This window comes from Phytoactinopolyspora endophytica, assembly GCF_004138495.1.
Taxonomy (GTDB): domain Bacteria; phylum Actinomycetota; class Actinomycetes; order Jiangellales; family Jiangellaceae; genus Phytoactinopolyspora; species Phytoactinopolyspora endophytica.
This window is the reverse complement of the sequence record NZ_ML142875.1, coordinates 16930-22375: the sequence shown is the minus strand read 5'-3', so window position 1 is coordinate 22375 and position 5446 is coordinate 16930. Positions and strand designations below refer to the sequence as shown.

Below are 5446 nucleotides of genomic sequence, written 5' to 3'. Positions count from 1 at the left end.
CGCCCCGGATGACGTGTTTAGCCGGGGCTCGGCCTCGCCGTCCGTATTCGACGTGCAGCCCGTCGACCTCGATCACGGTGTCCACTCCTCACACTTCCTTCATCCGAGCTCGGCGGCGGCATGCAGCAGTTCACGCGAGTAGTCGTGTCCAGGGCCGCCGAAGAACTCCACGGTCGGCGAGCTTTCTACGATCCGTCCCTCGCGCATGACAGCCACCCGGTCGCATAGGTCGGATACGACGCCGAGGTCGTGGGTGACCATGATCACGGCAAGTCCGCGCTCGTCCCGCAGCTCTCGGATGAGGTCGAGCACCTCGGCCTGCACCGTGACGTCGAGCGCTGTGGTCGGCTCGTCGGCGATGATCAGGTCGGGGTCCGGCGCCACGGCGCCGGCGATCAGCACGCGCTGCGCCATGCCGCCGGAGATCTCGTGCGGATACCTGCGCGTGACCTCGTCCGCATCCGGGATCCCCACCCGGTGCAACAGGTCGATCAGTCTTGTCTCGGCCTCCGCGCGGGATATGTGGCGCACCGCCCGCAGTCCGTACACGAGCTGCTTCCCGATCGTCATCGTCGGGTCGAGATTGGTCATCGGCTCCTGCGGGATGTAGCCGATCCGCGACCCGCGCACGGCTTGCAGCCGGCCCTTCTGCTGCAGGATCTCGATGCCGTCGAAACGCACCGAGCCGCCGATGACGACGGCGTTGCGCGGCAACAACCCGAGCACCGCGAAGGCCGTCTGTGACTTACCGGACCCCGATTCGCCGACCAGACCGACGATCTCGCCGCGACGCACGTCCAGGTCGACTCCCTGCACGACGTCGCGAAATGTTGCCATGCCGGCCGGGTAGCCGACCCGCAGGTCGCGAACGCTGAGCACCGCGTCGGCCGGGGTGTCGCCGATGACCCCGTCGTCAGGGTCCGCCACGTCGGTGTCCACGTCGTCGGGAACCACCTCGTCGGGAACTGCGTTGTGGCTCACAGCCTGCGAACGCAGCCTCGCCGCCTGCCGGCCGGTGAGCGTGCGCCGTTTGGACGACGGATCGAGAGCGTCTCGCAGGGCGTTGCCGAGCAGCACGAACGCCAGGACCACGACCGTCACCGTGATCGCCGGCCACACCACGCCGCTGACGTCCACATAGATGTTGCGGAAGGCCAGGTCGAGCATGCCGCCCCAGGACGCGTCGCGCGGGCTGCCGAGCCCGAGGAATTCCAGGGCAGCCTGGATGCCGACCGCGGTGCCCAGGATGAACGCGCTCTGGATGATGACGGGTGAGCGCACGGCGCGCAGGACGTGCCGGAAGAGGATACGGGCGTCGCCGAGTCCCGACACCTTCGCGGCGTCGATGTACAGCTCGTGCCGCACGCCCGCGACGACGCCACGCACCAGCCTGTAGAAGATCGGCGACACCAGCACACCGTAGACGGCCATCGCGAGCAGGATGTTCGGCCCGAGCACGGCGTACATGGCGATGAGCAGCACCACACCTGGAAGGGCGAGCACAGCATCCGACACCCAGTTGGTGACCGCCTGGACCACACCGCCGTAGTAGCCGGCGAGCAAGCCGGCGACGACGCCGATGACCAACGACACGGCGAGCACCGTGAGGCTGGCCAGCATCGTGCTGCGCGCCGCCCAGATCAGCCGGGACAGCACATCCCGGCCCGCGGAGTCCCCGCCGAGCACGTAGTCGCTGGTGAACGGCGCCACGTTCGTCAACTCCGGGCGGGACGCGTTCGGGTCGAACGGGGCGAGCCACGGGGCGAGGATGGCGACGAACACGATCGCGGTGAGCACGATCAGCGAGGCGAGGCCGAATGGGTTGCGTAGCAGCCGACGGATGGGATGCTGCGATCCGGGCCCGGTCGCCGCTGACGTGCCGAACGGGACAGGTTCGGTCATCGTTGCCTCACCTTCGGGTTGATCGCGGCGTTGACGACATCGGCGGCGAGGTTCACGACAACGACCACCACGATGATGAAGAGCACGCACCCCATCACCACCGGGATGTCCCCGAGCAGGGACGTGTTCACGGTGAGCTCGCCGATCCCGGGCAGCGCGAACACCCGCTCGATGACGACCACCCCGCCCATGAGCACGATGATCTGCAGCCCGAGGATGATGACGCCGGGCCCTGCCGCGTTGCGGAACACATGCCGGAACACGATCGCGCGGGGCTTGATCCCGCGTGCCCGCAGTGTCCGTACGAAGTCACGCTCCAGCACGTCCTTGACCGCGCCGCGGAACTGCTGAGAAGCGGGCCCGACCGAGGCGATGACCACTGCGGCGACGGGGAGCGCAAGGCTGAGGGCCCAACGTCCCGGATCTTGCTCCAATGGGACGAAGCCGGTGGCGGGGAAGATCCTGGCACTCACCGCCAACCACATCACGAGCATGATCGCGACAATGAAGTTCGGCACCGCCGTCCCGACCAGCGCCACCATCTGCAGCAGGCGATCCGCCCATCCGCCGGCGACCGCACTCGCGATGCCGAGCAGCGCACTGAGGACCGCGGTGAAGAACATCGCGATGCCCAGCAGAGCCAGGGTGACCGGGACACGCGAGGTCACCACATCGGTGACAGCCTCCCCGGTGTAATAGCTCACCCCGAGGTCCCCCTGCAGCACCCCGCCGAGCCACTCGCCGAACTGCACCAAGACGGGCCGGTCCAGCCCATGCTCGTGCGCGAGAGCCTGTACCTGCTCGTCGGTCGCATCGACGCCCAGGATGGCCCGCGCAATGGCTGTGCCGTTGCTGAAGACCAGCACGAACGTCGCGAACGACACGCCCAGCGCCAGCAGCACGCTGAAGGCTGCCCGCCGCAACGCGAACCTGATCACCAGAGAACCTCCTCCGCACGATCGGTTACTGGAAGTCCCGCAGCTGCGGAATCTTGGTGTAGACGTCGCCGGTCGTGATCAGCTCTACGTCGCCGGCGGTCGCGAAATACGCCACCCGCTGGTTCCACGGCACGAACCACGCATTCTCCACCGTGTACCGGTTGATCTCCTGCAGGACGCCGGTGAGTTCGTCATCCTGAGCCGTCTGAGCCGTCTCTGTCAGCTCAGTCAGCTCAGGATCCGCGTTTCCGTTGACGTTCCAGGTGCCAGCCGGGCTGATCGACTGCTGCATGCTCCACAGGCCCGAGGCCAGCGGCATGCTCAGGTAGGTCATCGCGAATCGGCCGCTCAGCAGCTCCTGCACAGCGGATGCCGCGGCCAGCGGTACCTCCTCCACCGTGATGTTCAACTCGGCCAGCTGCTGCACGATCAGCGGGTTGGCCTGCTCTGTCTGCGGGCTCCGCGCCGGGATCTCGACGGTAAAGCCATCCGCGTAGCCGGCGTCCTCCATCAGCTTCTTGGCGGCCTCGACGTCGTACTCGTAGTGGTCGTCGAGTTCCTCGACATAGGCGTCGGTGTCGGAGCCGAACATCTGTGTCGTGGGATCCACCTGCCCCTGGAACAGCCCGGATGCGATCGCCTCGCGATCGAACACCATGTTCAACGCCTGACGCACCCGCGCATCACCCAGCGCGGGCACGGTCTCGCCGGCCCGGTCGAAGATCACGATGCCGTTCGTCGCGTCGACATAGTCATGGACGGTCAACCCGGAGGCCTCTGCCTCGGCCGTCGTCTCGCCGTTCAGCGCGGCGCCGTCCACCTGGCCGGTCTTCAACGCGTTCAAGCGAGCCGTGACGTCCGGCATGATCGAGACGATGACCTCCTGGTACGGATACGCGTCCGCGTTCCAGTAGTCGTCGCGCCTGACGAAGGTGAGTACCGATCCGCTCGTCGAGCGCTCCGCGTCGAAGGTGTACGGCCCGGAGGCCACCGGCACCGAGTCCACCGTGTCGGACTCGATCGCCTCCGGCGAGGCGACGATGCCCGGGCTCAGGCACATGTAGACAGGCAATAGACCGCTCGGCTCCGGAGCGGTCAGGACCACCGTGCGTTCGTCGGGCGTCTCGATCGTGATCCCGGCGACGCGCGCCGCAGCTGAGCCACCACCGTTCTGCACGTGCTCGATCGAGGCGTTAACCGCGGCCGCGTCGATCGGCGTGCCATCGGAAAAGGTCATCCCGTCGCGCAGCGTGAGGGTCAGGACCGTGTGGTCGTCGGAGAACTCATACGACTCGGCAGCACCCGGGCTCACAGACCCGTCTTCGTGACAGGTGAGGAGCGTGTCGTAGACCGCCGTCCACTGCCACATGCCGTCGAACGCGCTGAGCTGAAGCGCCGGATCCCATGATCCCGGTTGCGTCGAACTGGCCAGCCGCAGAACGGAGTAGTCCTTGTCCCCCGCATCGCTCGAATCGCTCGAGTCGCTCGCGCCGCTGGTGTTCTCGCCACCGCACGCGGTGAGCATGACCGCGACCGCGGTGAACGCCGCGGCAAGGCCGGCCAGGCGAGGCCGCCGCTGTCCTGTGATGCTCATCGATACTCCTTCGTAGTCGATATCGGCGCCAAGGCCGATGCCGCGTTGAACCGTTTCGGAACCGCCGGGCGGCATCGCGTTCGGACAAAGCTAGCGACGAGTACTGAATCGTGCAAGTGGTCGTTATTGAATCGTGCAAGTGATGGCAACGCAATCCGGCGCACCGATCGGGCAGACTGGTGCCGTGATCCAAGAAGATCCACCGTCGATACGCCGCGTCACCGCGGCCGACGTCGCTCGGCGAAGCGGTGTCTCACGCGCCACGGTCAGCTACGTACTGAACAACGTCTCTGGCCAGACCATCCCCGCCGCCACCCAGGAACGCGTCCGCGCCGCAGCGGCCGAGCTCGGCTACGTTCCCAGCGCTGCCGCCGCCTCACTCCGCCGCGGCCATTCACGCATCGTGCTCGTCGTCACCGAGCCCGCATTGTCCGGCTTCGTCACCGAACCGTTCCTCGCCGCCATCACCGAGCGCCTGTCTGTGCACGGCCACACGCCCTTGACCTATCAGTTCAGCACGGAGGCCGCACTGCGCGCACTCATCGGTGAGGTCCGGCCATACGGGGTGCTCGCGCTCACGGCGCTGAGCCCGGCCTTCATGACTGAACTCCGAACCGCCGGCGTCCCGCGGGTCTACTCCTCAGCGCATGGCGACCCGGCTTTCCCCCGCCCCTGGGAAGAAGAGATCGGAGCGATGCAGGCACAGCATCTCCTCGGTGCGGGAGCGACGGCACTCATCTACGCCGCGCCACATCCCGACAACCCCCGGACGGTCATGGCGCGCTCGCGGGAGATCGGCGTCGCCAACACCTCTACCGCAGCAGGTCTCCCGTCTCCCACCCGGATCGAACTCACGATGGACCGGGACCACGCCGCCGCGACCCTGCGCGATGCGCTCGCCGGCCACGACCGTCCCGGCATTTGTGCATTCGACGACGAGGTCGCCGCGGTCACCCTCAGCGGGCTGCAATCGCTGACGCTCCACATCCCCGAGGACGCATTGGTGATCGGA

The 5446-nt window shown here is 67.2% G+C and carries 4 protein-coding genes; 1 reads left to right on the top strand and 3 read right to left on the bottom strand.

What is annotated here, in order from left to right; all coding sequences use genetic code 11:
- Positions 1-99 precede the first annotated feature (99 nt).
- The 3 genes from ELR45_RS31940 to ELR45_RS31930 are packed head-to-tail and all read right to left on the bottom strand — an operon-like array spanning position 100 to position 4434.
- On the bottom strand, positions 100-1902 hold the full coding sequence (locus ELR45_RS31940) for a dipeptide/oligopeptide/nickel ABC transporter permease/ATP-binding protein (protein WP_129669892.1): 1803 nt from the start codon (positions 1900-1902) through the stop codon (positions 100-102).
- Positions 1899-2840, bottom strand: coding sequence for an ABC transporter permease (locus ELR45_RS31935; RefSeq protein ID WP_129669891.1), 942 nt, complete (start codon positions 2838-2840; stop codon positions 1899-1901). The genes ELR45_RS31940 and ELR45_RS31935 overlap by 4 nt, the downstream gene beginning before the upstream one ends.
- 25 nt (positions 2841-2865) lie before the next feature.
- A complete protein-coding gene (locus tag ELR45_RS31930) occupies positions 2866-4434 on the bottom strand; it encodes an ABC transporter substrate-binding protein (protein WP_165368285.1) in 1569 nt (522 codons plus the stop codon).
- A 142-nt stretch (positions 4435-4576) separates the two neighbouring features.
- On the opposite strand from ELR45_RS31930, the gene ELR45_RS31925 reads away from it, so the two are divergent.
- Positions 4577-5446, top strand: an 870-nt coding sequence (locus ELR45_RS31925; RefSeq protein ID WP_165368284.1) for a LacI family DNA-binding transcriptional regulator, incomplete at its 3' end; no start/stop codon positions are given.

Excerpts from the sequence above, each read along its gene's own strand:
- ELR45_RS31940 (WP_129669892.1), bottom strand. The coding sequence starts at position 1,902 with ATGACCGAACCTGTCCCGTTCGGCACGTCAGCGGCGACCGGGCCCGGA.
- ELR45_RS31930 (WP_165368285.1), bottom strand. The coding sequence starts at position 4,434 with ATGAGCATCACAGGACAGCGGCGGCCTCGCCTGGCCGGCCTTGCCGCG.